The sequence below is a fragment of the Nitrospirota bacterium genome (assembly GCA_016219645.1).
Classification (GTDB): Bacteria; Nitrospirota; Nitrospiria; order Nitrospirales; family Nitrospiraceae; genus Palsa-1315.
Genome location: JACRLR010000004.1, coordinates 78458 through 102610 on the forward strand (window position 1 = coordinate 78458; position 24153 = coordinate 102610).

At 54.3% G+C, this 24153-nt stretch carries 21 protein-coding genes; 13 read left to right on the forward strand and 8 right to left on the reverse strand.

The genetic code is table 11. From position 1 onward, the window contains the following. Positions 1-10: 10 nt before the first annotated feature. The 3 genes from HZB34_00420 to rlmN are packed head-to-tail and all read right to left on the reverse strand — an operon-like array spanning position 11 to position 3826. A complete protein-coding gene (locus HZB34_00420) occupies positions 11-1378 on the reverse strand; it encodes an insulinase family protein (GenBank protein MBI5314416.1) in 1368 nt (455 codons plus the stop codon). Positions 1379-1380: 2 nt separating this feature from the next. Continuing rightward, the gene (locus HZB34_00425) at positions 1381-2739 is read right to left on the reverse strand and encodes an insulinase family protein (GenBank protein MBI5314417.1); all 1359 of its coding nucleotides are present in this window, start codon (positions 2737-2739) and stop codon (positions 1381-1383) included. A 52-nt stretch (positions 2740-2791) separates the two neighbouring features. After that, positions 2792-3826 carry a 23S rRNA (adenine(2503)-C(2))-methyltransferase RlmN gene (rlmN, locus tag HZB34_00430; protein ID MBI5314418.1) on the reverse strand — a complete coding sequence of 345 codons (1035 nt, stop codon included), beginning with the start codon at positions 3824-3826 and terminating at the stop codon, positions 2792-2794. Positions 3827-4012: 186 nt separating this feature from the next. On the opposite strand from rlmN, the gene HZB34_00435 reads away from it, so the two are divergent. From HZB34_00435 to HZB34_00475, 9 genes are all read left to right on the forward strand, one after another. Next, positions 4013-6289: a transglycosylase SLT domain-containing protein gene (locus tag HZB34_00435; protein MBI5314419.1), complete on the forward strand. Its 2277-nt coding sequence runs from the start codon at positions 4013-4015 to the stop codon at positions 6287-6289. 81 nt (positions 6290-6370) lie between these two features. Beyond that, entirely contained in the window at positions 6371-6625 is a 255-nt protein-coding gene (zapB, locus tag HZB34_00440) for a cell division protein ZapB (GenBank protein ID MBI5314420.1), read from the forward strand. Then, positions 6618-6914, forward strand: coding sequence for a cell division protein ZapA (locus HZB34_00445; protein MBI5314421.1), 297 nt, complete (start codon positions 6618-6620; stop codon positions 6912-6914). Before zapB ends, HZB34_00445 begins: the two co-directional genes overlap by 8 nt. A gap of 585 nt (positions 6915-7499) precedes the next feature. Next, the gene (rny, locus tag HZB34_00450; GenBank protein MBI5314422.1) at positions 7500-9077 is read left to right on the forward strand and encodes a ribonuclease Y; all 1578 of its coding nucleotides are present in this window, start codon (positions 7500-7502) and stop codon (positions 9075-9077) included. Further along, complete coding sequence (locus tag HZB34_00455) at positions 9074-9853, forward strand: TIGR00282 family metallophosphoesterase (protein ID MBI5314423.1); 780 nt, start codon at positions 9074-9076, stop codon at positions 9851-9853. The genes rny and HZB34_00455 overlap by 4 nt, the downstream gene beginning before the upstream one ends. A 66-nt stretch (positions 9854-9919) precedes the next feature. Further along, positions 9920-11248: an exodeoxyribonuclease VII large subunit gene (locus HZB34_00460; GenBank protein ID MBI5314424.1), complete on the forward strand. Its 1329-nt coding sequence runs from the start codon at positions 9920-9922 to the stop codon at positions 11246-11248. Positions 11249-11307: 59 nt separating this feature from the next. Continuing rightward, entirely contained in the window at positions 11308-11556 is a 249-nt protein-coding gene (gene xseB, locus HZB34_00465) for an exodeoxyribonuclease VII small subunit (GenBank protein MBI5314425.1), read from the forward strand. A gap of 61 nt (positions 11557-11617) precedes the next feature. After that, the gene (locus tag HZB34_00470; GenBank protein MBI5314426.1) at positions 11618-12376 is read left to right on the forward strand and encodes a TlyA family RNA methyltransferase; all 759 of its coding nucleotides are present in this window, start codon (positions 11618-11620) and stop codon (positions 12374-12376) included. 54 nt (positions 12377-12430) lie between these two features. Then, positions 12431-13354 carry an NAD-dependent epimerase/dehydratase family protein gene (locus HZB34_00475; GenBank protein ID MBI5314427.1) on the forward strand — a complete coding sequence of 308 codons (924 nt, stop codon included), beginning with the start codon at positions 12431-12433 and terminating at the stop codon, positions 13352-13354. Between the two features lie 59 nt (positions 13355-13413). On the opposite strand, the gene HZB34_00480 is transcribed toward HZB34_00475, so the two are convergent. Next, positions 13414-13734: a rhodanese gene (locus tag HZB34_00480; GenBank protein ID MBI5314428.1), complete on the reverse strand. Its 321-nt coding sequence runs from the start codon at positions 13732-13734 to the stop codon at positions 13414-13416. A 359-nt stretch (positions 13735-14093) separates the two neighbouring features. On the opposite strand from HZB34_00480, the gene HZB34_00485 reads away from it, so the two are divergent. From HZB34_00485 to HZB34_00495, 3 genes are all read left to right on the forward strand, one after another. Beyond that, positions 14094-14441: a divalent-cation tolerance protein CutA gene (locus HZB34_00485; protein ID MBI5314429.1), complete on the forward strand. Its 348-nt coding sequence runs from the start codon at positions 14094-14096 to the stop codon at positions 14439-14441. A 119-nt stretch (positions 14442-14560) separates the two neighbouring features. After that, positions 14561-15607, forward strand: a complete 1047-nt coding sequence (locus HZB34_00490) for a M23 family metallopeptidase (protein MBI5314430.1) — start codon at positions 14561-14563, stop codon at positions 15605-15607. Positions 15608-15784: 177 nt separating this feature from the next. After that, complete coding sequence (locus HZB34_00495; GenBank protein MBI5314431.1) at positions 15785-17467, forward strand: formate--tetrahydrofolate ligase; 1683 nt, start codon at positions 15785-15787, stop codon at positions 17465-17467. Positions 17468-17470: 3 nt separating this feature from the next. Here the strand turns inward: HZB34_00495 and hflC are convergent, their stop codons facing one another. The 4 genes from hflC to HZB34_00515 all read right to left on the reverse strand — a co-directional run bounded on the left by hflC (position 17471) and on the right by HZB34_00515 (position 20929). Beyond that, positions 17471-18331, reverse strand: a complete 861-nt coding sequence (gene hflC / locus HZB34_00500) for a protease modulator HflC (GenBank protein ID MBI5314432.1) — start codon at positions 18329-18331, stop codon at positions 17471-17473. Further along, positions 18328-19389 (reverse strand): FtsH protease activity modulator HflK, encoded by a 1062-nt coding sequence (gene hflK, locus HZB34_00505; GenBank protein ID MBI5314433.1) that lies wholly within the window; start codon positions 19387-19389, stop codon positions 18328-18330. The genes hflC and hflK overlap by 4 nt, the downstream gene beginning before the upstream one ends. A gap of 461 nt (positions 19390-19850) precedes the next feature. Further along, a complete protein-coding gene (locus tag HZB34_00510) occupies positions 19851-20483 on the reverse strand; it encodes a hypothetical protein (GenBank protein ID MBI5314434.1) in 633 nt (210 codons plus the stop codon). A gap of 5 nt (positions 20484-20488) precedes the next feature. After that, positions 20489-20929 (reverse strand): ferredoxin:thioredoxin reductase, encoded by a 441-nt coding sequence (locus HZB34_00515; protein MBI5314435.1) that lies wholly within the window; start codon positions 20927-20929, stop codon positions 20489-20491. 180 nt (positions 20930-21109) lie between these two features. Between HZB34_00515 and HZB34_00520 the strand changes: the two genes are divergently transcribed. After that, positions 21110-24151 carry a VWA domain-containing protein gene (locus HZB34_00520; GenBank protein MBI5314436.1) on the forward strand — a complete coding sequence of 1014 codons (3042 nt, stop codon included), beginning with the start codon at positions 21110-21112 and terminating at the stop codon, positions 24149-24151. The last annotated feature ends 2 nt before the right edge of the window (positions 24152-24153 follow it).

The window sequence follows — 24153 nt, forward strand, 5'->3', positions numbered from 1 at the left end:
CACACAGTGCCTAGCGCTTGACCTTTGCCTTGGCGGTATTGCCCACCACTACCAAGGCATACCGCTTGGGGTCCAGGTATTGTTTGGCAACGCGCTGCACGTCCTCCTTCGTGACCCGGTCGATCCACTTTGAGTATTCCAAAAAATATTCGAACCCAAGCCCGTAGAACTCCACTTGGGCAAGCACGTTCGCGAGTTTCGCCGTGGAGTCAAATCGTAACGGGAAGCTGCCAATCAAGAATGATTTGGCCTCGGCCAATTCCTGGTCGGATACGGGAGCGTCACGAATGGATTTGATTTCGGACAGGACTCCGGCAATGGCTTGATTCGTCGTCTCCGTCTTGGTTTGGAGGTTCACCCAGAATGAACCGGGCATCAGCCGGGCATCGAAGTGGCTCATGATCCCGTAGGCCAATCCCTGCTTGTCACGAATTGAGTCCATTAACCGGGAAGAAAACCCACCAGCCCCCAGGATGTAATTCATCACCGTAACCGTATAAAAATCAGGGTGCGTGCGTGGGATGCCTGCATGACCAAGTATGATGGTTGATTGGGTGAGATCTTTCTCAATGAGTTGGACCGTTCTTCGTTCGACCGGAGCGGGATTTTTCATGTTCCGTGCCGCCACGGCTCCTTTTTTCCAGGCTCCAAAATGGGTCTGTGTCAGCGCAGTCGCTTGTTCAAGGGTAATATCGCCGACAATGGTCAAGATGACCTGGGAAGGGGAATATTCCCGTCCGTAGAAGGCCTGCACGTCGGCCAGGGTGATCTTGTGGAGCGTCTCCTCTGTTCCATTGACAGGCCAACGGTAGGGGTGCCCGTGGAAGACAAGCTGGTTGAACGCCTTCATGGCAATACGGCCGGGGTCGTCATTATCGCTTGCCATCTCGCCCAGGATTTGGGTGCGAATCCGCTCGAATTCCTGCTTAGCGAACGCGGGGTGTTGCAGCATGTCCGCGAGCAGGGTAAAGCCAAGCTCGATATCTTTCTTGAGTACGCGGGCAGAGGCGGTGGTAAAGTCCTCTGAAGCCTTGGCTTCCAGGGCTCCGCCGACGAAATCGATTTGTTCCGACAGCTGTTTTGACGTGCGCGTGGTCGTTCCTTCATCCAGGAGACTGGCAACGAGGTTTGCGAGTCCTGCTTTGTCAGCAGGATCTTGGGCGGAGCCGGCTTTGATCAGTGCGTGGATTTCAACGATGGGGAGGAAACGCTGCTCGAGGACGATCACCGTCATGCCGTTGGCGGTCACAAATTTGGTCGGCGCGATTTCGGCCGCGATGACGGGACGGCTTCCCAAGAGGAAGGCACAGAGCCCCATCACGAGAACCAGGATCGCTTGTCTTCGTGGCGAGATAGGAGGTTGACTCATCGTTGGCATGATTAGGGCCCACCTTGGTGCACGGCGGCGGAGGGCGCTTCTGGCTGTTTGGAAGGCAGGGGAATCAAGGTCCCGACCGTCCGATTGTCTTCGGTTAAGTACTGGCGTGCGACACGTTGGATATCCTTGGCCGTCACTGCCCTGATCCGTTCGATAAACTGGTCGATTTTCCGCCACCCGGCTCCGACGGATTCAGCCTCTCCGAGCAACATCGCATACCGGAAGTTGGAGTCCTGTTCGAAGACATGGGTCGATTCAACCTGGTTTTTCGCGCGCTGAAGCTCTTGCTCGCTCGGGGGGTCGGTCTGGAGACGCTTGATCTCTCGATGAAGGGCTTCTTCGACCGCTTCCGGCTTTTGGCCTGGGCTCACAAGGGCATAGAAGTAAAAAAGCCCAGGGTCGGTCTGCAGCAAGCTGTACTCTGCTCCGACTGCCAGCGAGGATTTTTGCTCGTACACGAGGTTTTGATAGAGGCGCGAACTTTTCCCATGCGACAGAATCGAGTCCAGAATGTCGAGAGCGTACGAGTCTTCGCTCGTAAAATTTGGCACGCGATAACCCATCATGACGAAGGGAACTTGCGCATCCCGCTTCAGGAGGAAGCGACGTTCGCCCTTTTGATCAGGTTCCAAGGTGGTAATCGGTTTGGGATCCGGTCCTCGAGGAATCGGTTCAAACAACTGTTTAATCGTCGGGAGCAAACTGTCGGCGTTGATGTCCCCTACCACGATGAGGGTTGCGTTGTTGGGTGAGTAATAGGTGTCGTAGTGGCGTTGCAAGTCATCCAGGGTCATTGCATCCAGGTCACTGAACCAGCCGATCACCGGCCAATGGTAAGGATGGCTGAGGTAAGCCTGGGCGAAGAGTGCCTCGACGAGCGCGCCCTGTGGATCGTCTTCTGTGCGTAGCCGTCGCTCCTCCTTCACAACTTCTCGCTCCGTCATGAGCTCACTCCGATCGAGAATGAGACCCTGCATCCGATCAGCCTCAAGCTCCAAGGCCAACTCGACGCGGTCGGCTGCGAGGTTCTCGAAGTAGGCGGTGTAGTCCTGGCTGGTGAAGGCGTTGTCCATCCCGCCGTTTTTCCTGATGAGACGGGAGAAGGTTCCTTTCGGGTACTTTGTGGTGCCCTTGAACATCATATGTTCAAGCATATGGGATAGGCCGGCACGGCCCATGACTTCGTTGCGTGAACCGACCTTATACCAGACCTGGACGGTGGCGACCGGCGCCTTAGGAACTTCGACTAACAGAACTTTCATCCCATTGGAGAGGATGAACTCCCGAGGTTCCATTGCGACGGCAGGCGATACAAAAGCGAGCACAAGCATGCTCGCGAGAATCACCCAGGATAGTTGCATGAGGTGTCGAGAATTCAGCCGGGTCATGGTTGGGGGGTGGGCACCACGCATGCTAGCAACGCGCTTCGATTTGTGTCAAGGCACGTGCTGCGTAATGGGGTGAGAGATTGCCTAATTGGCCGCAGGCGCCGAGGACATCGCGTCCACGGCTCCTACGGACAAACACATCGAGGCCATCCTGTCGCACGATGGCTTGAAAGGCCAAAATGTCACGTTCCGATGGGCGGCGGAAGGGACTTCCGGGAAATTCATTGAAGGGGATCAGATTGATTTTACATCTGATCCCTCGGACGAGCTTGGTGAGCCTGCGGGCATCGTCCGGTTGATCGTTCACCCCGGCCAGTAGGACGTACTCGAAAGTAAGTCGTCTGGTTAGCGGCAAGGGGTAACGACGGCATGCGGAGAGCAAAGTCTTGAGCGAAGCAATGCAATTCACGGCCGGCATCAGGCTGGCACGCTGGTCGTCTGTCGTCGCGTTCAGCGAGATGGCCAGATTGACGCCGAGTGGAGCGACGTCTTTCAATCGTGCCGCCAGGCCGGCAGTCGATACCGTGATGCGTCTCGGCGACCATCCGAGCCCCCACGACTTATTCGTGAGTCGACGAACCGCTTCTGACAAGGCATCCATGTTGGCGAGGGGCTCGCCCATTCCCATAAAGACGATGTTGGTAATCCGTTCACCGGACTCAAGGCAATCCTGGGCCGTGAGCACCTGTTCCATAATTTCATGCGGCTTCAAGTTCCGTTTCAACCCCATTGTGCCGGTCAGGCAGAATTCGCAGTCTAGGGTACAGCCGACTTGTGTTGACACACAGAGGGTTAGACGGTCGTCTTCGGGAATCAGTACCGTTTCAATGGTGAGCCCATCGTTGAGGGTGAGCACCAATTTTCTCGTATGATCGATCGAGCGGTAAACCGTGCAGTGTGTGGCACGCGGAATCGTTGCCACTGAAGCCAGCGCAGTTCTTTCCCCTTGGCCAAGGTCCGTCATTTGGTGGATGTCGTTGGCTCGACGTTGATACAACCAGCGTAAAATCTGACCGGCTCGGTAGCGGGGCCATACAAATTTCCGCACGAGCCGATTCATCCCTTCTTCATCAAGGGCCAGGAGGTTCGTGGGAGGTATACCTGCTGGGCAGACAGCTGTTTCGTGTCGCATCTTGATAGCGTATCACAGGCTCAAAAAGGGGAACAAGGTATGAGCTCAAGCAGCTTTGCTGGCAACAGGTGAGACACACTGCTATATATGTTACAGACTGGGAGGGAGGTGACGGTGCGCGATTACTGGCATCAACAGGCCATACGGAATCTGTTCTTGGCCACGTCCATTGGTCTCTGCGGGGTTACTCTCCTCTCCGACCAATCGGTCGCCGGTCCTTCTTCCCCATCGATAGCGAGTGACAGTGAGGCTTGCGAGAGGGTGGAGGACTGTTTCCAGGCTGCCGCGCTTCCGAAAGAACGGCTTGGCAAGTCGCTCAATAAAGATCAAGTGCTGTCGCTCAAGCTGAGCCGGTTGCAGCGGCTGATGGAACGGTTTCCTGCCACAGTCTGGGCCAAACGTGCGGGATTGCTGTCGGGAGTATTGCTCATTGAACGGAACCCTGCCGTAGCCATTCAGTTCCTGCGCACGTCACAGCGGGACTTTCCGGCCTTGGATGATTATGTCCGATTATGGATGGGAGAAGCATTGTTGAAACTTGGAGATGCCAAGCAGGCGGCGGACATGTTCGAAAACATTCCACTGGCTGTGCCCGACTCCTATCTGCTGACCAAGGCCGCTTATCGGGCAGGGGAGGCATGGTATCAAGCGTCCAGTTGCCCTGAGGCGGTGACATGGCTTGTACGAGCAGTAGAAATGGATGATAAGGAGCCAGGCGCTTCCCAGGCGCTGCTTCGGCGAGGCGTCTGCCAACTGAGGGACAACAAGATTCAGGAGGGTCGCGAGGCTTTGATGCAGCTCTGGGTCCGGTTTCCGTACAGTGCGGAGGCGAAAGAAGCGGAAGCGCTGCTGGTCTCAAATCTTGGTGGCGAGCCTTGGGTCGTTCAATCAAGCGAGCGGTTTGCCCGGGCGCAGGCCTATCTTGGGCAGTCCTTTCATATCGAGGCGATCGACGAGCTTAAGAAGTTTCTTGTCGCTGATCCTCAATCGCCAAGACGCGCCGAAGCAAAGCTGAAGCTCGGGATCGCGCAGGTCCGGCTGAAGCAGTATGACCAAGCCCGAGAGACGTTCCGTGCTCTGATAAAAGAGGGAGGAGTTGGGTCCTATGAAGCGTGGGTCTGGCTCGGCCGTGTCTACCTGAGACAGGGACAGGGGGATAAGTTGTTGGATCTTGCCAATTCGCTGTCGACAGCGTCGCTCTCCGCGGAGCAGAAGGGCCAGATTATCTTGTTCGCTGGGATGTGGCTGGAAGATCAGGGCCGCTTTGAGGACGCAGTTGTGCGTTTTCGACAGGTGGCAAAAGTCGGAGAGCCTGCGTCCCAGCGAGCCGAAGCACGGTGGCATGTGGGTTGGGTGTATTACCGCATGGCGCGTTATCGCGAAGCGGGTGAGGAGCTACGTGTGCTCGCTGATCTGCACGACAATGAGTATGAGCCGCAGGCTCTATACTGGATGGCGCGTGCGGCCGAGTTGAGCCAGCAGTCTCACGCTCGCGATGTCTATGTGCAGCTGTGCCAACGATATGTCTATACCTACTACTGTCAGCTGGCACGTGAACGGATCAATCTCCCGACCTCAGAGTCCCTTGCCTCAGAACCTATTTCTGCGACCGTCACGGCGAGTGGCGGTTCGGCTGTAAATGGTGAAGCCACGCGCACAGCCTCTGCACGAGCGGAAATCGAGCAACAGCCGGCCTACCGTCGTGCCATTGAGCTCAAGATGTTAGGGTTGGACCCGGATGCTGCCCGAGAACTCGTGGGGTTGACCGATCGCTATAGCAGAAGCCCGGAGGTCCTCATGGCACTTGCGACAATGCTAAACGAGGTGGGTGCCTACCATCATGCACTCCGTCTGGCGCGGGCGAGGTTCCGAGATAAATTAGAGCGAACCGGCGGTGTCACTGACCCATCGCTCTGGAAGGTGGCCTATCCGACAGGTCTCCTTTCCACGATCAAGGGCCAGGGTGCGAGTATTGTCGATCCTTACCTGGTGGCGGCGATCATTAGAGAGGAAAGTCAGTATGATTGGCGGGCTGTGTCGCGGGTCGGTGCGATCGGCCTGATGCAGGTGATGCCCGGGACTGCAAGTATTGTCGCGCAGCGGCTTGGATTTCCCGCCGTCGGAAGGGATGACCTTTTCGATCAAGAAACCAATATTCGGATCGGTGTCTACTACGTCGAACAGTTGCTACAGCAATTTTCCGGTAATGCTACGTACGCAATTGCCTCGTACAATGCAGGGCCAATTGCTGTCGAGGGTTGGATTACGTTGCACCGTAGTCGAAGCCAGGATGAGTTCGTCGAATTGATTCCGTATCAGGAGACGCGCCAATATGTGAAGCGCGTGTTGCGAAGCTATCGAGAATACGTGCGGCTGGACAAGGTCTCCTGACGGCTATTTCTTGACAATATCTAGACAAGTTTCTATAGTACGCCACAACCTGTAGTGGATTGTTAGAGAGGACCGTGAGGGATGGCATTAGACCGGCTGGACGCGCTCGAAACCCGTATTAGAGATCTCGTTAAACTCGTTCAAGAATTGAAGAAAAAGAATGCATCCATTGAGGAAGAGCTAAAGGTCGCCAGACAACGACTCTCGGAAAAGGATGATTCGAATCGACGGTGGGAGCAAGAACGTATCGATATAAAATTTCGTATAGAAAAAGTCCTCAGCGATATCGAGTTGTTGGAGTGTTTTGAAGAACGTAAGGAGGTGGCTCTTGACTAAGACGATCGACGTGGAAATTTATGGTCAACGATACGCGATTCGTGGCGACGCAGACGAGGGCGATATCCGGCGTCTCGCGAGCTTTGTAGATGGCCAGATGCGCCATCTTGCGGAAGGGATGAATACGACAACCCCCTCGAAACTTGCCGTGCTGACGGCTCTTAATTTGGCGCACCAGTTGTTTGAACTTGAACGGAAACGTGCGCAAGGTGAAGCGGACGTCGAGCGGCGCATGACGTCGCTTATGGAATCGATCGAGGAGCAGGTGCCGACGTCACTCTTTCGCTAGATTAACCTTGCAAAGGGCATTCCCCTTTGTTATCGTTGTAACCAATGTGTCAGGGCGTGGTAGATTTTCGATAGGGAAATGATTCGGTCATGCTTGAACCGGTTCAGTCTAATAGGGATTCGATACAGTTATCGCGGAATGGATGTGGATTCTTGATGTTGGCGAAATTGAGGCAACTTGAATGGGCACGGGGGTTCGTCCACCTCATGTATAATCTCTTGGAGCAATTGGACAAGGTCATCGAGTTTATGCTGCCGTCAAAAAGTATAGCCTGCCGTAACGGTCAGCAACTGCTTCCGGTTCGTGCGATGACTCCTCTCATGCAGATGAGAGCGTACCAACGAAGATGGACTTCGAGAGGTTTCTCTCGCACCGGACGTACTCGATATCTCAATCCACCAAGCGGTCCATCCCCGCGGATTTCGTTTCTGCAGTAAGTCCCTAGACTGCGTTTCTGGCCGCCCTCTCCTTTCTCCATATCGGGATACTCTGCGCTCCTTTTCTCATTCCGGGCCGTCGATTAACAACCTTGTCTCAAGACGAGACTGAGAAGCGAGATGCTTCTCGTTTCGCGACTGTAAGGGGGTGAGCTCAATTTTGGACTCAATTATTACCTATGTAGTGGCAGGACTCGTTGGAGGGTTGCTTGGGATTGGCATCTTTGAGCTGATCCGACGCTCTTTGAGTGCTACCCAGAAGGCGAAAGAAGGGGAGCAGGCACGCCAGGTTGTGCAGAACGCCCAGCACGAGGCGGAGAACATTGTTAAAGAAGCCAAGCTGGAGGCGAAAGACCTTGTGTTGCAGTCGAAAGCCGAGATCGAGAAGGAGCAAAAGGCCAAGATGGCCGAAGTGGCCGTTGCGGAAAAACGTCTGGTGCAGCGGGACGAGGCCCTTGAGAAGCGAATCGGTCTGGTAGATAAGCGGGAGAGTGAGATTCAGAAGCGAGAACTAGAGCTGGCAAAACGGGAAGAGAAGCTGACAGCCAAAGAGGTGGCCTGCACTCGAGTGGAGAAAGAACACCGTGAAGCCTTGGAACGTGTTGCGGGAATGACATCCGACGAGGCAAAGAAACAACTCATCCAGGAGATGGAAAGCCAGGCGCGGCTCGAAGCCGTTGGGCATGCCAAGCGAACTTTAGAAGAGGCACGGGAGAATGCCGAAAGGGAAGCGCGTGAAATCATTACCTCTTCGATTCAGCGCGTGGTACGTGACTATGTTTCCGAATCCACGATTTCTGTCGTGCCGATTCCGAATGATGCGATGAAGGGGCGAATTATAGGGCGGGAAGGGCGCAACATCCGTGCAATCGAAGCCGCAACGGGGATCGATCTGATTATTGATGAAACCCCCGAGGCGGTCATTGTGTCCGGTTTTGATCCTCTGCGTCGGGAGATTGCCAAAGTCTCGCTCGAACGGTTGATGCAAGATGGACGCATCCATCCGACGCGGATTGAAGAGATCGTCGAGAAAGTGAAAGTCGATATCGATAAACTTATGTATGAAGAGGCCGAGAAAATTATCTTTGAGTTGGGACTCTCGGATTTTCACCCGGAGTTGATCAAGGTGCTTGGCAGGCTCAAGTATCGGACCAGCTACGGGCAAAACAATCTCTATCATTCACGTGAGGCCGCGTACATTTGCGGCATCATGGCTTCGGAGCTTGGTCTCGATGTGAAGTTGGCGAGACGGGGGGCGCTGCTGCATGATATCGGGAAAGCCGTCAGTCATGAAGAAGAGGGCCCGCATGCGATGCTGGGCGCTGAGATTGCCAAGAAGTACAACGAAAGCGAAAAGATTGTGAATGCCATTGCAGGGCACCACGAGCAAGTCGAGCCGATCTGTCCCGAATCGGTTTTGGTTGCTGCGGCTGAAGCATTGTCTGCTGCCAGGCCTGGGGCCAGGCGGGAGGCCTTGGAGACCTATGTGAAACGGCTGGAGAAACTGGAGTTGCTTGCGACCACCATCAAGGGGGTGCAAAAGGCCTACGCCATTCAGGCCGGCCGAGAGATACGTGTCATCGTTCGACAGGAAGACATTTCCGACGCTGAGTCGTTCCAACTGTCTCGAGATCTGGCAAAGAAGATTGAACAGGAACTAACCTATCCTGGCACCATCCGAGTGACGGTGATTCGAGAGAGCCGCTATGTGGAGTATGCCAAGTGAAGGTCCTCTTCATTGGCGATATTTTTGGAGAGCCTGGGCGTCGTGCGTTGGCCAAAGCCGTTCCCAGGCTGGTAGCTCAGCGGCAAATCGACATCGTGATCGGGAATGGAGAAAATGCAGCTGGCGGGTTTGGGATTACTCCGGAGCTGGCAGAAGAATTGTTCGATCTCGGACTCGCAGTCATTACGACCGGAAATCATGCCTGGGATAAGAAAGAAATACTGGATTACTTTCCCCGTGAACCACGCCTACTTCGGCCGGCTAACTATCCCGGTGGTGTGCCGGGTCATGGGAGTGTGGTAGTGGAGTCGGCCAGTGGGGAACAGCTTGGTGTCCTTCAGCTGATGGGACGAGCTTACATGCCGACATTGGACTGTCCGTTTCAGGTGGCCAAGAAAGAGATGGCTGATCTGAAGAAGCGGACGACTGCCGTGATTGTTGATATGCATGCGGAAGCGACATCGGAAAAAATGGCGATGGGACACTATCTGGACGGAGAAGCGGTCGCCGTGGTTGGTACCCATACGCATGTGCAAACGGCCGATGATCAGATTTTACCCAAGGGAACGGCATATGTGACGGATATCGGAATGACCGGTCCGCTCCATTCTGTGATCGGGGTGAAGAAAGAGTTGGCGATCGAAAAGTTTCTGACCGGGATGCCACGACGCTTTGAAGTGGCCTCTGGTCCTTCCGTCTTTTGTGCAGTGCTGCTCGAACTAGATGCGAGGCTAGGCAAGGCACTGTCGATTGAACGAGTTCGTATCATCGATTAGAGGAGACTCACCACGAGTTCTCTTGGTTCCACTGCATCCCTCTTTCAGACCGCCCACCCGGAACGAATTCTAACGGTTTCGGAGCTGACGGGTCTGCTTCGTGCTTCAATCGAAGAACAATTCTCCGATATCTGGTTGGAAGGAGAGCTCTCCAATATCCGCACTCCCGGATCAGGACACGTCTATTGCACGATCAAGGACAAGATGAGTCAAATTCGTGCGGTGCTGTTCCGATCGAGCGCGAATCGACTGCGTTTTGGTTTGCAAGAAGGGCTACACGTTATCGTGCGTGGGCGACTCTCGGTCTACGAACCACGTGGAGAGTATCAAATCGTGCTCGATATGATGGAGCCGATGGGGATCGGCGCGCTGCAGCTGGCATTTGAACAGTTAAAAGAACGCCTGGCGGCGGAGGGGCTATTCGATCAGGATAGAAAGAAGGCGATTCCTCCATTTCCCCGGACGGTAGGTGTCGTCACATCACTGACGGGGGCAGCTATTCGAGATATCCTGGCTGTCCTTAGGCGGCGTTGGCCGATAGTCCACATTGTTATTGCCCCGGTTCAGGTCCAGGGGGAGGGTGCAGGCCGGCAAATTGTGGAAGCGCTGGCCGCCTTGAACGGGCTGGGTTCGGTGGATGTCGTCATTGTTGGGCGAGGCGGGGGATCGTTGGAAGATCTCTGGAGCTTCAACGAGGAGATCGTGGTACGTGCCATTGCGGTCTCCCATATCCCTGTGGTGTCGGCTGTCGGACATGAAATCGATGTAACGCTTGCCGACTTTGTCGCCGATCTCCGAGCGCCGACTCCGTCGGCCGCAGCGGAGGCTGTGGTGCCGGTGTTGGCTGACATCGTGGAGCGACTGAGGGAGCTGAGAGTCCGTATGGAACAGGTGATGCTCCGGCGTTGCGCCTCCGAGCGGCGGCGGACTGATGTCGGAGTTCTCGGGCTCAAAGATGTAAGGTTCCGTCTCCAGGAGGCAGCACAGCAGACAGATGACTTGATGGATTGCTTGAGCAAGATGACACAAAGACTGCTTCGGGTCAGGCGTGAACAGGTCCACGAGGTGCAGCGCGATCTTTCCGGTCTCAATCCCATTCTTGTGATCAAGCAAGGCTTAGTGAGGATTCCGCATCTCTCGAAACGCCTTGAGGGACGAATGTGTGTAACAATGGAACACCATCGCCACCGGGTCCGTGCGACCTTGGCGCAACTTAATACCCTAAGTCCTTTGGCGGTTCTTGGACGAGGCTACAGCATTCTTCAGACGGTTCCGACCAGTCAAATTCTCCATCGGGCGAGTGATGTCGAAACGGGGCAGGAGCTGGAAGCCCAATTGGCAAGAGGGCGTTTGAGTTGCGTAGTCACTCGTGTATTGGACGATTCCCCAGTTTGAATTAGAGATGTGGTTGAGTATAATGAAGTTCTACGCACTCTATGGCGTCGAGGTATGATGTGGCAGCAGTAAAATTTGAAACAGCGATGGCGCGATTAGAAGCCATTGTTGGTGAGCTGGAAAAAAGCGATCTTCCTCTAGACGAATCGCTCAAGATTTTTGAGGAGGGTATTCGCCTCTCGAAAAGCTGTCTTAAGATTCTAGAAGAAGCAGAGCATAAAGTAGAAGTGCTCGTGCAAGACAAAAATGGCAAAAAACGAATCCACGCATACTCTTCAGGCGAAGAGCCCGATGAACCATCCGCCTAGTTTTTCCCAGTGCCGGCTTCCTTCTCCGGCCATGCTTCTATGAGCGATTTCCCCAGTCTCTATGGCATCTCCCCCGCGTGAACACAAGGCAAGGTTGGATTGTGTGCTCGTGGCTCAGGGGCTGGTATCCAGTCGTGAAGCCGCGGCCAGAAGGGTCTTAGCAGGGGGAGTTTTGGTCGATGGGATCATGGTGGATAAACCTGCGAAGTTGGTGTCGCCGGATGCGCGCATTGAAATTGCGCGGCCTGCGTCTTTTGTCAGTCGATCCGGAGATAAGTTAGCTGCGGCCCTTGAGGCCTTTCAAATTGACCCGAAAGGGACCATCTGTGTGGATGTTGGCTGCTCAACCGGCGGGTTCACAGACTGTCTTTTGCAGCGAGGGGCCATCCGCATCTATGCGATCGATGTGGGGTATGGCCAATTTGAATGGAGGCTTCGGCAAGATTCGCGTGTTGTCTTGCTCGAGCGGACCAACATCCGGTATGTTGACCGTGGTTTGGTTCCAGAACCGATCGACCTGGCAGTAATCGACGTGTCTTTTATTTCTCTCACGCTGGTATTGCCAGCTGTCATTCACCTACTCAACAGGTCTGCGGTAGTTGTGGCGTTAGTGAAGCCGCAGTTTGAAGTCGGTAAGGGTCAGGTGGGACGAGGGGGAATCGTGCGAGATGATAGGCAGCGCGAGGCAGTGACCAATAAGATCATTGATTGCGCTGCTTGTTTGGGGCTTACGCTTAAAGGCGTGCTGGATTCTCCCGTGATAGGGCGAAAAGGGAATCGGGAGATTCTTGTTGGTTTTGCCCGAGAGATAGCAGCCTAATCAGGCCGGCGGTGGAAAAATGATGGAATGGGCTCAGCGGCGATGGGGGCATGCATGAAGGTGCTCGTGACTGGAGGTGCCGGTTTCATCGGATCCCATTTGGTCGATCGGCTTGTACAGGAAGGGCATGAGGTTGTTGTTGTAGACAATCTGTCCACGGGGAAGCGGCGTAACCTTAATCGCGTTGCTCGTTTCTACAAGCTGGATATTCAGAGCTGGAGACTTGAACGGGTATTTCGCAACGAGCGACCCAATATTGTTATGCATCTTGCTGCACAGATGGATGTCCGAAAATCTGTGGCAGATCCAATCTTCGATGCACAGATCAATATCCTTGGGATGCTGAATGTGCTGCAGCAAGCGGTTAGGCATGGAGTGCGGAAGGTTGTGTTTTCTTCTTCCGGCGGGGCTATCTATGGCGAGCAAGAGATTTATCCTGCCCCAGAGTCTCATGTTATGCGGCCGCTGTCGCCATACGGAATCAGCAAGCTGTGCGGGGAGCAATACCTGTCCTATTACCAGCGTGTGAGCGGACTTCAGATGGTGAACCTGCGCTATTCCAATGTCTATGGCCCGCGTCAGGATCCTGATGGAGAGGCAGGTGTGGTTGCGATCTTCATTCAGAAGCTACTGAATAACGAGCAAGCGATCGTCAATGGGAACGGCCGTCAGACGCGAGATTTCATCTACGTTGAAGACGTCGTCGAGGCAAATCTTGCCGTGATGGGTCAGGAGGTACAGGGAACATATAATGTTGGAACGGGAGAGGAAACCTCAATCAACGATTTGTTGAGGATCTTGATCTCCCACACAAACTCGGCATGTAAGGAAGTTCATGGGCCAGCGATGAGTGGTGAACAGGCGCGGAGTGTGATTGATTCAAGCAAGCTCCATCAAGAATTGTCCTGGGAGCCCAAGGTCGAATTGCGTGAAGGACTCAAGCGCACCGTCGAGTATTTCCGCGAGCGCATGAGTTAGAATCGGCCAAGCCATGTAGTGTATGGGGGGCTGTCGGCGTTGAGCGTTGGAGGGGCCTTTCAATAGCGGGGGATTGCTCCATCCACATGGACCGACCATGCGTCGATTCCCCCCATCAAATTCTTCACATTTGAGAATCCTTGTTGAAGGAGGAAGTTTGTCGCATCAGCGCTTCTCATACCGTGGTGGCAAATGGCGATGATCTCGGATTCGCGGTTCAACCGAGTGAGCGATTGAGGAAGTGTTCCGAGGGGAACAAGGATTGAGCCATCTATTTTTGCGAGCGAGTATTCCCAATCTTCCCGCACGTCCAGCAGGACAAGGTTATCTCCCTTATCGAGTCGTGTTTTTAATTCTTTCGGAGAAATGACAGAACCCATTTGATGGCCTCCTTACTTGTAGGCATCATATGTGAGGGGTGAAAAGCCTGTCAATCAGACTAATCGGATGGTCGAGCTCATAAAGAAACCGGATTTTGAATAGGGCAAACTAACAATGGGAAGCGACAAAAATTGTACATTTTTGTCAATATTCCGTCTCTTTTTTGCTGTTTTTTGTGGTTAGTGGCACTTGTTAAGATGTGAACAAGATCCAGAAAATGCCAGAGTTACATCATAAACTTATAAGATATTGATAAATAGCAACAATCATTTACTCGCGTACGTAATTGGCCTGGAAATTGCTTCATCGCTATAACCTTAGAGGATAGATGGCTTAGAGCGGAAAGGCTGTTCTACTAATGGGCGCGCCTCTTAGGAAGGAACCTGCAACGCAGATCCTTGTTATCATGGTAACGGTAGCAAACCAGAAAGAAGCGGTTAAGATTGGAAAAGTAGTGGTAAAAGCAAGGCTGGCTGCCTGTGTGAACATCATCCCGGCCATTCAGTCTATATACAGATGGAATGGAAAAATATTGAAATCACAGGAAGTTCTGCTCATATTCAAATCGACCAAGGCACGATATGCTGTACTCGAGAAAGCCATCAAGGCGATACATACATATGACACTCCCGAAATCATCGCCTTGCCTGTTCAGGAAGGCATACCACAATATATTAGGTGGGTCTGCAGTGAGACCAACAGCTAATAGTTAGTGAATGTGTTTTTAACTCACCGAAATGAGGGGTTGACCGAAGCAGTCTGGATTGGTAAACTCCTCAAGAATTTGTATGTAGGGTCTGGAGGAGTCCGTTCAGCAGGGGGTGAATGGCCATGGGACAAGTGAACGGCACAGAAAATAGTGATGGCTACACAGTTGTAGTCTTTCGTGGCTCATCAGCCAAGCCTCTTCGGTTCAGCTTTCCTCGCAAGCTCGTCAGCAAGCTGTTGATTATTGGGTCTATTTTTCTTCTAGCCAATATTCTGGTTATCGCGCATTACGTGATTAGAACCGGTGAAGTTTGGGAACTCACGTCATTCCGGGCAGAAGCAATGAATGCGCGAGAACAGACTGAGGAATTTTCCAGCTCTATCGACGATCTGAAAAAGCGTTTAACGAGTATGAAGGAAGTTAATCAGCGACTTCGAGTTATGTTAGGAATCGAGTCTCCTAAAACAGGGGATATGATAAACGGCCGAGGTGGTGTAGATGCTCCTCTTCCCGAGGGTGATGATACTCTCCCTGCTGATTTAAAAACCCTCAAGAACGGCGCCGGGTCTCAGCCATCCAAAACTGATGAAACCAACCAAAGTACTGTATCTGGTCAAGCAAGTACCTCTGCTGATTCGAGTAATCTCACTGAGCAGGATAAGATCGCCTCAATTAAGGATGGCATAGAATGGCTATCGAAAGAAGCCGCGACCCAGGAACAATCACTTCAAGAGTTGTCCTTGGCTGCTGAACAGAGATCTTCTCGATGGGCAGCTACCCCTTCCATTTGGCCGGTAAAGGGATGGGTGACCTCTGGGTTCGGGCCAAGGGTTTCCCCATTCACAGAAAAGCCAGCGTGGCATGATGGGTTGGATATTGGAGCGGCTGCTAATGCGCCGGTTCAAGCTTCGGCTCAGGGACGAGTCACAGCAGTCGGCTTCGATGCTAAGCTGGGAAATGTCGTAAAAATAGATCATGGATTCGGTATTGAAACCCTCTATGGGCATCTGGCTAAGGCGTTAGTCAAAGAAGGACAGCGCGTGAAGCGTGGAGAGGTCGTTGGCTTAGTTGGTAGTACAGGACTAGCCACGGGTCCCCACCTGCATTATATGGTCAAAGCCCATGGCCAGGCGCTAGACCCAGTAAAGTATATTCTCGAATAAGCTATAGTTGGGCTTCCCCCTCCCTCATCGGCTCATCATCAACACAGAAAAGGTTTCCGACTGAGCCCTGCGAAGGTACTCCCTCCCACACCAACACTGAACGAGTCTATTCGAGTGTATTCCTGTGCTATACTGCCGCGACCATCGCAGTGGTAGAGACCACCCCAATCCTCACCTATGACAGATATTGAGATCAACCGGTCAGTGAAGGCACGTCCAATTCAGGAGGTTGCTGATCAGCTTGGTATCCAGGCCAGCGAGTTAGTCCCGCATGGAAGGCTAAAAGCAAAGGTTTCGCTTGATGCCCTTGAGCGGGTTTCCGCGGCACCTCTCGGCCGGTATGTGCTCGTAACCGCCATCACTCCGACTCCGCTTGGAGAAGGCAAAACGACAACGTCCATAGGACTTGCCATGGGCCTTTCCCGCCTCGGCCATCGAACGGTCGTGACACTTCGACAACCTTCAATAGGGCCGGTGTTTGGGATTAAAGGTGGAGGAACAGGGGGAGGGCGAGCGCAAGTCCTTCCGATGGAAGAGATCAACCTCCACCTGACCGGCGACGCTCATGCTGTATCTGCCAGCCACAATCTTTTGTCAGCGTTTGTTGATAATCACTTGTTTCATGGAAATACTCTTCAGGTGGATCCCATTCGGATCACGTGGCCACGGACGTCTGGGGTCAGCGATCGGGCCTTACGACAGATCGTGCTGGGAGAGGGTGTCGTGGCCCATTCGGGGCAGTTTGTGATCACAGAAGCCTCTGAAGTCATGGCAATTCTCGCTTTGGCATCGAGTCAAGCTGATCTGAGACAGAGGCTCGGTCGAATCATTGTAGGGTTTACTAAGGGTGGTAAGCCATTGCGGGCAGAAGAGTTTGGATGTGCCGGGTCTATGGCGGTGTTGCTTAGAGAAGCGTTGTTGCCGAATATCGTTCAGACGCTTGAGGGAACCCCGGCGTTCGTGCATACGGGCCCGTTCGGTAATATCGCCCATGGGAACTGTTCGATTCTTTCCGATGGCATCGCCTTACGTTGTGGGGACTATGTCGTCACGGAGGCTGGATTCGGGAGTGATCTCGGGGCAGAGAAATTTTTCAACATCAAATGTCGCCTTTCCGGATTCAAGCCGGCAGTAGGCGTGGTGGTTGTCACACTTCGTGCACTCAAGCTTCATGGTGGTGGAGGGGCGGTCAAGGTCGGAGCCCCACTCCCGGCAGGGCTTACCGGACCTAATCAGGAAGCATTGGCCAGAGGCTTTGCGAACTTGGAGCAGCACATTGCGAACGTGAAAGCCCATGGGGTACCAGTGGTGGTGGCAGTCAATGCATTTGTCGATGATCCTGTGGATGAACTGAAGTGGGTGCGCGAGCGGTCTCTAGAGGTTGGGGCAGTGGGGGCTGCCGTTTCAACCCATTGGGCCGACGGGGGCAAAGGGGCGGAAGAGTTAGCGAGGTCGGTGGTCAGGGCCACAAAGGAAAGGTCCACATTCAGGCATTTATATGATGTAGCCTGGCCGATCAAAAAGAAAATCCTGACTATCGCGACACAAATGTACGGGGCCTCTGCTGTGACGTTCGAGGCAGAAGCCGAGCGAGATATTGAATTGGCACAGCAGCTCGGACTCGATCGCCTCCCCATCTGTATGGCAAAGACGCCACTATCACTGTCGCACGATCCGGCGTTGAAGGGGCGCCCATCCGGTTTTACGCTGCCCATCAAGGAGGTGCGAATACTGGCAGGGGCCGGGTTTCTCACGGCGGTCTGCTCAGGCATTCAACTGATGCCAGGCCTGCCGAAGAAGCCGGCAGGGGAACGAATTGGAATCGACCCAGGCACAGGCGAGATTGTGGGGCTGTCCTAAAAGTTAGCGCTGCTTCAGATAGCGGAAGAATTCTGAGTCAGGCCCAATTACCAGGGTGGACTTATCTTTGAAGGTTTTCTTATAGGCTTCCATTGAGCGGGTAAATTCAAAAAAGTGAGGGTCTTGTCGGTAAGCTTCGGCATAGATCCGAAACGCTTTCGCATCCCCAGCGCCACGAAGTTCTTCCGACTCCTTATACGCCTGAGCCAGAATAATCTCTCGATCCTTTTCCGCCTCTGACCGGATTTTCTGGGCTTCCTCAGCACCTTCTGCGCGGTATTGCTTCGCCTGTCGTTCCCGTTCCGCTTGCATTCGGGCGAACACAGCCCGCTCATTCTGCTCAGGAAGGTCGGCTCGTTTGATCCTCACGTCATGGATCTCGATCCCATACGCAGATGCTTTCTCATTCGAGCGCTGGGTCACGATTTTCATGAGTTCGCCACGGTGCGACGCGACAATTTCAATAAGGTCATGGCGTCCGAGTTCGACTCGAAGCTCGGAATAGATAATGTCATTGAGTCGTTGAAGGGCTCCCCGTTGGGACTGAAAGCTCTGATAGACTTTAAGCGGGTCGACAATCCTCCACTTGGCGTAGTTGTCAAGGAGAAGAGTCTTCTTGTCTTGTGTGATCACATCTTGCGCGGCCGAGTCGTAATCCAACAGACGCTTGTCGAAGTAGATGACTTCTTGAGCGAAGGGCACTTTCACATAGAGCCCTGGCTCCGGGAGATTTCGAACAGGCTTTCCCAGTTGGACCACGATGGCAGTCTGGGTGATGTCGACGACGAAGAGAGGCGAGGCCCCTAGAAACAGCAAACCACCAATGACCGCCAGAAACGCAATGATAAGCCCCTGCTTGGTCATGGATTCTGGCTCTCACTGGTTGTTGTTGCGCCGGTCTTGGGCTTGATACGATCGAGCGGAAGATACGGCAGCATCCGATCAGCTGTCTTCCCATCAATAATGATTTTCTCGATATTCGGCAGGATTTCTTCCATCGTTTCGATATAGATCCGTTTGCTGATGATGTCTTTGGCTTGGTTGTATTCTTTCAACGTCGCCACAAAACGGTTGGCCTCACCATGGGCGCGATCCACTCGCGCCTGGGCGTTGCCCTTGGCCTGGTTCACCACCTGGGCGGCTTCGCCTTGGGCTTTAGGGAGAATGTCGTTGCGATAACTCTGAGACTGGTTGATCAGTTTTTCTCGATCTTCCTTCGCATTCGTCACATCCTTGAACGCCGCCGCCACGGCTTCCGGAGGACTGACGTCCTGGAGTTGGACGGCTGCGACCTGGATGCCGCCCTGGTACTGATCGAGGAGAGCTTGCAGGAGCACCTGGGTATCCTGTTGGATCTGCGCCTTGCCGGTCGTCAATGCCTCATCGATCTTGCCCTTTCCGACCACTTCGCGCATTGAGGCTTCGGCTGCTTTACTGATCGTCTCCTCAATTTGAGCGACGTTAAAGAGGTAGTTCGATGAATCTTTAATCTTGTATTGCACGATAAATTGGATGGCCAGGATGTTCATGTCGCCGGTGAGCATCAGGGCTTCCTGCGCCAGCATTTGCTGGCGGCCTTGCCGCTCCGTACGGAAGCCGACCTCGACACGATGGAGTTTTTGGACTTTCGGCTGTAGAACCGATTCGGCGAGAGGGATTTTCAAATGAGGGCCAGGTTCCACAGTTCGGACAGGGGCACCGAATCGCTTGACGACGCCCTCTTCATCCGGAGCGACGATAAATACGCATTGCCAGGCGAGAAAAATGATCAGCCCTAAAATCGCGATGTTTCTGAAGCCGGTTGAGGGCAATAGGTTCCCGAACGTGGGCATCAAATTCTTGAATTGCGACTGGGCCTGCTTGAGCGCATCCTCAAGCGGGTCGCTCTTCCTACTCCAAGGATCTTTGGGGTCCCAGACCATGCGAACCAGTTCGTTGAAAATGGATAATGGCGACTGAATGTCTGTATCGCGCCACCTTAGCAGACTGCTTAGAAGGTATGCAATCACGATCATCTCTGGAGAGATCTGTCCCCAGACCACTAGCAGGGTGTTGACAAACTACTTGAGCAGAACGGTCACGCAAGGTCTGGATACTCGCAGACCCGTTGAGAAGCTATCGCAGGCTGTTCAGAAAGGCCGTCCAGCAAGGCCGCAGCAAGCGACGAGGCGGGAAGCGTACTCTCTGTAGTACGTTGAGCCTCTGAGCGCGGCGAGAACGCCGCTGGCGGACTTTGTCAACAGCCTGCTAGCTAGAATTTCCCGGAGTCGGATGTCGGCAGGTGTAGGGAAAGCCATTCCATCGCGATGGAGCGTATGAAGAAACGAAGGTTTAGGGTAGGCGTCGATTAGGCTTTTCAGTATCCGGTGAGGACCAGCCTGGCTCAACAAAGACTTAATTTGCAGTCGGTCACGACAAGGTTTGAGGCTTTCTCACCTGCCTCAAGATCGAGAATCAGCCAGGCAAGCCCAGCGAACTGGTCATCCTTGGTTCGTTCCCGGTCTCCCTCGATCAGGCTGACGATGTAGTAGCGCCCAGCGGGAATTTTGGTGAACCAGAAATGGCCGGTGGGGTTTGCTCTAGTTGTGCGGAGATAGGGGGCCAACCGCTTTTCCGTCCGGAGTCGAGTCAGCGCTTCGTGTGCGCAGTCAGCTAGGGAGCGTGGCGTTGGGCTGCCTTCAGCAGAGGCAGGGCTCTCCGTCGCTGAACAGGTGGTGGCCTTAAGTGTGTGGTCAAACCAATAGCGTGTGTAGGGGGTGATAGGAATAAGATGCACCGGAACACCGGCTTGGGTGACGGCTTTCCCGGATGGCGAGCCGAGAAATGCCTGTCCAGCCAGAGTGCCTCGCCCCTTCTGCTTATAAGGGAATAAGTCCTTTTCGTTGAGACTTGGAGGCTGTGGCACGAGGGCAGGAGACAGGTTGCTTGGCTCGTTGGCCTGTACCTGGTTGTGCCACAACCCTCCCAGCAGGAGGGCAATGACTATTCCGCACCGGAGTTGTCTGCTTGGCGGCATGGTTGTTATGTAGTAGATGCGGACGATTCAGGTGTTTCGCCTAATGATGCCGGTGCAGCTGAAGCTTTGTGTTTCATGGCGCGGCCTTTGTCAGGGGTCGGATCTGTGATGACCCCATAGATCTCCCGCCCTTCATGGCTCTCCGGGAGATATTCTGTGATTGGCAGGCCGTCTTCCCTCACAAACAAGAGGCAGTGGCAGTATTTGTAGATCTGCATTTCATCACAGGCGCACATCCACCGGCGGAGTTTCGCTTCTGCTTGTTTATCCTTGTAGAAATTGCAGGGGCAGAGTGGTTTGCCCAGCTCGTCCATGTGCATCGCAAGACCTTTGACCACGGCTTCGGTCACGGCATGATTCGGATGCATGGTCGTTCCGCTCTTCTCCGCGAATCCCTTCACATATTTCCACATCTTGTCGAGACTCACTTGTTTGGGCTCAGCCATTCAAGAATCCTTTCAATCAAGCTGGCGGTAAGGAACGAGAGGGAAGACGTGAGATGTCACCCCGTAGCCTTAGGCCTCTCGCCTCATACCCGCATGTGAGTGCATAGTTTACAAGCGCTGGTGCGTCCTTTACAATCCAACACTTCCTGTAAATTCCGTAGGATTGGATAGAAAGTAAAGATGTCGGATACCCATAATCAATTGGTGGCCAGACTGGCGGAAGAAGTGGGGACTGCTTCGGCTCAGCACCTGGTCTCTTGTCTCGTCGAAACCCATGCAAATTCGAATCAGGTCGAAGGTGTCTTGCTGTTACTCGATGAATTAAGGAAAGTCTCGCCCAAGGTGGCTCGTGCCGCGATCGAATCGCTCCCGGACTTGCAACGGAAAGGACGGCTCAGCGATGTGTTGATCTGGCTGGATCTTGGCGCCACATTGGCCGAATCATCCGGGGCGATCGGGCTGAAATTTTTCAAAGAGAGTCCGCTGATGTTGAGTCTGATCGAACAACCGTCGGTTCGGTTGTTGGTACTCAAAGCCGCTCTGGAATTGGCTGAGCAGGATGGGAATATTGCACTGGAATTTCTCCGCGTGGCTCCGGAGGCGGTGAGGGTTATTTCGCCGGATCAGCTGGAAGCCTGGTTAGAGATCGGGTTTGAGCTGGTGCAGATCGATTTTGTCGTGGCGCTGGAGTACATCCACCAGATTCCAGCGGTTGCCCGTGTGTTACCCGTTCAAGACGCCAAGGCCTGGGCGATGTTCGGAGTGAAGCTCGTATCCTGGAATAGCTTCGGCATGGCGGATTATTTCGGAACTATCGAATTCCTCCGCACCAGTCCGCTCATCCTCGGCGGTGTGGATGATCACTCGGTGAGGGCCAAGGTTGTCACGGTTGGGTCGTTGATGGCTGATCGTGACCCCGGGTCGGCCATTTCCTGGTTGTCCGAATCACCACGACTGTTGTGTCCGGTGCCGAATCAGGGATGGAGACTAAGGATATTGCAGTACGGAGCCTTAGTCGCAGAGCGTGACGCAGAAACGGCGTTGGCCTATTTGCGGGGTGCACCGGAACTGGTGAGCGTGATCGGAGAGTCTGCCGAGGCGGCAGCGCGTTTTGAGGCCTGGTTTAGAGCCGGGATGGAAGTCCTGGCTTACAGTGTAGAAGGTGCCAGGGCCTATTTCGCCCTGGAGTCGCAGAAGGCGCTCATATCTGTGGAGGCGGCCTTGAGCGGTGTGCCGCTTCGGCAGGTGGCACGTACTGTGAAGCTCTTCATACAGGGGCTCTGCGGAACGGATCTGACGATTCAGGCGCTTCCGGATTCGCTGAGTCAAGACACGGCCATGCGGGCGACGGTGAGCCGGGATGGGCGCATCATCTCATTGCCAGCCGTCCTTCGTCGCTACCCCACTGCCGATGAGAATATGCGTTTGTATCTGGTCATGGCGGCTCATGAAGCGGGGCATGTGGAATTCGGGACCTATCGCCTGACCCTTGAGCCGTTCGCGGATCTGATTATGTCCTTGCGCCAACAGTATGGTCTGATGGATCGGGCCGCGCCTGACAATTTGGCAGCGCTATTTCGCCTCTACCCTCATCCGGGATTGATCCAGGATTTATGGACCCTCGTGGAGGACGCGCGAGTTGAGTCCTTGCTGCAGCGGGAATACCCTGGACTTCAGCGAGACCTCCAGCGATTCGCGCGAGAGGCAATCACGACACGTTCACTGACGCAAGGGTTGACCGTGAAGGAACTCGTCGTCGATCAACTGCTCCAGTTGTCAACCGCTGCCTCTCAGCCTGTCGCAATCCATGAAGCGATCAAAGACGAGATTGCTGTCCTCTGGCCGATGTGCCAGACGATTCTGAGTCCCACAGCGACTGCGGAAGAGGCTGTGCTGGTAGCCCATGCGCTCTATGTGCGGCTCGATGAGCTGTTGGCACAGAAGGGGGCGATGGTCCGGGGCGATCTGGCCGATAACGAGTCAGGAGATCCGGGGGTGGGCCCTTCTGCTTCCGAGCGAACCGGTGAGGACTATCGTCCTGTCACCAACTGGGTTTATCGTGGGGCGATGAATCCTGAGTTCATTCGTGAGCAGGATCAGGATGGCCGAGTCTCGGACGATCAGAACCAATCGGAGGACATCGAACGGCTAGCGAGTGCGGCGGACGGGACACCGGAGTCGTCAGCCAAGGGTCAATCGGGTCGAGAGGGAATGCGTACGGTGACTGAACGAGGCGGCCTTGTCGGGGGGCGGCAATTGCCCTCTCATGTAGAAGAACTGCTAGCCGTAAAGGTTGAGCAATCCACCCTGCCCGATCATGCGGGGCCTGGTGATCGCTCGGTGCGTTATCCGGAATGGGATCAGGACATCGACGACTATCGCCTCAATTGGTGTCGCGTCGTCGAGCGCACTGCGGAAGAGGGAAGCGGGGATATCGTGGGCGCCACGTTGAGCGTACACGGGAGTGCAGTCTCGGCCCTGCGTCGTTTTTTCGAAGGTCTGCGGCCGCCCGGGTTACGGCGCGTACCTCGCCAGGCCGACGGCGATGAGCTCGATGTGGATGCCGCGGTTCGCCTGTGTGCTGAGCGGGCTGCGGGGGAAAATGTGTCTGACAGAATTTATGTCAAGCGGGAGCGAAAAGAACGGGATGTCGCGGTCGCATTTCTGGTCGACGTGAGTGGGTCAACCAGCCGCCAGTTGGAGGGAGGCCGCCGCGTGATCGATGTGGAGAAAGAGGGGCTGGTTCTTTTGTGTGAAGCGCTTGAGGCTGTCGGAGATCAGTATGCCCTCTATGGCTATTCGGGCCAGGGCCGGGGGCAAGTCGACTTTCTTGTCATGAAGGATTTTGACGATGAATTGGGCGGGAAGGCAGCGCAGCGTCTAGGCGGACTGTCCCCTATGCAACAAAACCGTGATGGGGCGGCTATTCGCCATGCCACTGCCAAGTTGCTGGCGCGAGAGGCGCGGACGCGGCTGCTTGTGCTCATCAGCGATGGGCGTCCACTCGATGACGGCTATAAGGACGAGTATTCCCTGGAAGACACAAAGGTGGCATTACGGGAGGCGCGTCGGCAAGGGGTCCATCCGTTTTGTGTCACGATCGATCGGGAGGCCGATGCCTATGTACGAAGAATGTACGGAGACGTGCAGTTCATGGTCATTGATCATATCGAAGCCTTGCCGATGCGATTGCCGCGGATCTATCAACGGCTCACGACGTAGAA

Bases quoted from the DNA above. Each gene is read 5' to 3' on its own strand.
- HZB34_00425 (MBI5314417.1), bottom strand. From the start codon at position 2,739: ATGCAACTATCCTGGGTGATTCTCGCGAGCATGCTTGTGCTCGCTTTT.
- hflK (MBI5314433.1), bottom strand. From the start codon at position 19,389: ATGGTCTGGGACCCCAAAGATCCTTGGAGTAGGAAGAGCGACCCGCTT.
- HZB34_00480 (MBI5314428.1), bottom strand. From the start codon at position 13,734: ATGGGTTCTGTCATTTCTCCGAAAGAATTAAAAACACGACTCGATAAG.
- HZB34_00510 (MBI5314434.1), bottom strand. From the start codon at position 20,483: ATGCCGCCAAGCAGACAACTCCGGTGCGGAATAGTCATTGCCCTCCTG.
- HZB34_00475 (MBI5314427.1), top strand. From the start codon at position 12,431: ATGAAGGTGCTCGTGACTGGAGGTGCCGGTTTCATCGGATCCCATTTG.
- HZB34_00520 (MBI5314436.1), top strand. From the start codon at position 21,110: ATGTCGGATACCCATAATCAATTGGTGGCCAGACTGGCGGAAGAAGTG.
- zapB (MBI5314420.1), top strand. From the start codon at position 6,371: ATGGCATTAGACCGGCTGGACGCGCTCGAAACCCGTATTAGAGATCTC.
- HZB34_00490 (MBI5314430.1), top strand. From the start codon at position 14,561: ATGGCCATGGGACAAGTGAACGGCACAGAAAATAGTGATGGCTACACA.
- rlmN (MBI5314418.1), bottom strand. From the start codon at position 3,826: ATGAATCGGCTCGTGCGGAAATTTGTATGGCCCCGCTACCGAGCCGGT.
- HZB34_00420 (MBI5314416.1), bottom strand. From the start codon at position 1,378: ATGCCAACGATGAGTCAACCTCCTATCTCGCCACGAAGACAAGCGATC.
- HZB34_00470 (MBI5314426.1), top strand. From the start codon at position 11,618: ATGGCATCTCCCCCGCGTGAACACAAGGCAAGGTTGGATTGTGTGCTC.
- HZB34_00485 (MBI5314429.1), top strand. From the start codon at position 14,094: ATGGGCGCGCCTCTTAGGAAGGAACCTGCAACGCAGATCCTTGTTATC.
- HZB34_00495 (MBI5314431.1), top strand. From the start codon at position 15,785: ATGACAGATATTGAGATCAACCGGTCAGTGAAGGCACGTCCAATTCAG.
- HZB34_00515 (MBI5314435.1), bottom strand. From the start codon at position 20,929: ATGGCTGAGCCCAAACAAGTGAGTCTCGACAAGATGTGGAAATATGTG.
- hflC (MBI5314432.1), bottom strand. From the start codon at position 18,331: ATGACCAAGCAGGGGCTTATCATTGCGTTTCTGGCGGTCATTGGTGGT.